The sequence below is a fragment of the Nitrobacter sp. 62-23 genome, from assembly GCF_001897285.1.
Lineage (GTDB): Bacteria > Pseudomonadota > Alphaproteobacteria > Rhizobiales > Xanthobacteraceae > Nitrobacter.
Genome location: NZ_MKSM01000051.1, coordinates 1 through 1,832, shown reverse-complemented (window position 1 = coordinate 1,832; position 1,832 = coordinate 1). Strand labels below are relative to the sequence as shown.

Here is a 1,832-nt window from a genome sequence, read left to right as displayed (position 1 = left end):
CGAAACCGAGCGTCACCGCGAGCACGATCCAGACATAGGGATTGAGCGGATTGGCCCACAGCACGGTCGATACCACAAGGCCCGACAGGATCATCAGGCCGCCCATGGTCGGCGTGCCCTTCTTGCTGATGAGATGCGACTGCGGCCCGTCGGTGCGGATCGGCTGTCCCTTGCCCTGGCGCAAGCGGAGGTTGTCGATGATCCAGGGGCCGAACAGGAACACGAACAGCGCACCCGTCACCATCGCGCCGCCAGTGCGGAAAGTGATGTAGCGAAAGACGTTCAGGAGCGGCTTGAAAATGCCGAGTCCCGGAACAGTGTTGGAAAGGTCGATCAACCAATAAAACATGTGAAACCCTAAACCGCGACTCCGTCGTGCGCGGCGTTGCCGGGAAATCGCTTTTCGAGCGCCGTCACGATCACTTTCATTCGCGATCCGAGCGAGCCCTTGACCATGATGACGTCGCCGGCACGGATCGCCGCTACCACCTGCGATTCGAGCGCGCTCGATCCCTCTGCATAGCCGCCCCGCCTGCCGGAGGAAAGCGCATCCCACAGGTTGCGCATCAGGGGACCGCAGCAAAATACCATGTCGATGGCATTGGCATTGATCGGCCCGGCCAGGCCGCGGTGCAGATCGGCGCTTCCGGGGCCGAGTTCCAGCATGTCGCCCAGCACCGCGATGCGACGGCCTTGCGCACCTGTTTCGGCCTGGCCGAGCACGTTGAGCGCCGCCGCCATCGAGGCCGGATTGGCGTTATAGCTCTCGTCGATCAATGTCGCTTCGCCGTTCGGCACGGTCAGGACATGGCGTACGCCGCGTCCCGCAGCCGGCTGCGCCTGCGACAGCGCAAGACCCGCCAGCGCGAGGTCCGCGCCGGCCAGCAACGACGCCGCCAGCACCGCCAGCGAGTTCATCGCCATATGGCGGCCGGGCATGGCGAGCTTGTAGGTCAGTTCATGACCAAAAATCCCGGCATGCACGGCCGAACATGCCGGATGCAGCGCCACGTCGAGCAGGCGCGCGTCGGCCTTCTCCTCCGCGCCGAACGAAACGATCCTCGCGATGCCGAGTTTCTCGGCGCACTGCCGCAGCCGCGCGAACTGCGCGTTGTCGCGGTTCAGCACGACGGCGCCGCCCGGCTCGACGCCTTCGAAAATCTCCGCCTTGGCGTCGGCGATCGCCTCGACGCCGGAGAAAAATTCCAGATGCACCGGCTCGACCGTGGTGATAACAGCGATATGCGGCCGCACCATCTTCACCAGCGGCGCGATTTCGCCGGCGTGATTCATCCCGATCTCGAAGATCGCGAAACGTGCGTCCGCCGGGCAGCGCGCCAGCGTCAGCGGTACGCCCCAGTGGTTGTTGAACGAGGCCACCGAGGCGTGGGTCTTGCCCTGCGCGGCCAGCACGCTCCGTAACGCTTCCTTGGTCGAGGTCTTGCCGACCGAGCCCGTCACTGCGATCACCTGCGCTGAAAGCCGCGCGCGCGAGGCCCGCGCCAGATCGCACAATGCGGCAAGCACATCCTCGACGATCAGCAAAGGTGCATCGGCAGCGAAATTGTCGCGCTGCGCGGCTTCGACGACGGCCAGCGCTGCGCCCGCCTTCAAGGCCGCATCGACGAAGGCATGGCCGTCATGCACGTCACCCTTGATCGCGAAATAGGCTTCTCCCGGGGTAATGGTGCGGCTGTCGATGGAGACGCCGGTGATGGCCGCGGGCAACGCCCCTCGACGTTCGGCGCGCATCGCTGCGGCCATCGCGTCCAGGGTCCACAACGGCTGCGTGCTCATGCCACTCTCGCTGCCAACGCCGCCGCCGCCGCCTC

1 protein-coding gene and 1 pseudogene are annotated in these 1,832 nt (G+C 65.6%); both read right to left on the bottom strand.

Translation table 11 applies throughout. The features are described from left to right. Positions 1-349, bottom strand: a pseudogene (gene mraY, locus BGO16_RS04525) (phospho-N-acetylmuramoyl-pentapeptide-transferase); the annotation flags it as partial. An 8-nt stretch (positions 350-357) separates the two neighbouring features. Further along, complete coding sequence (locus BGO16_RS04520; protein ID WP_292617402.1) at positions 358-1,797, bottom strand: UDP-N-acetylmuramoylalanyl-D-glutamyl-2,6-diaminopimelate--D-alanyl-D-alanine ligase; 1,440 nt, start codon at positions 1,795-1,797, stop codon at positions 358-360. Positions 1,798-1,832 lie beyond the last annotated feature (35 nt).

Excerpts from the sequence above, each read along its gene's own strand:
- BGO16_RS04520 (WP_292617402.1), bottom strand. The coding sequence starts at position 1,797 with ATGAGCACGCAGCCGTTGTGGACCCTGGACGCGATGGCCGCAGCGATG.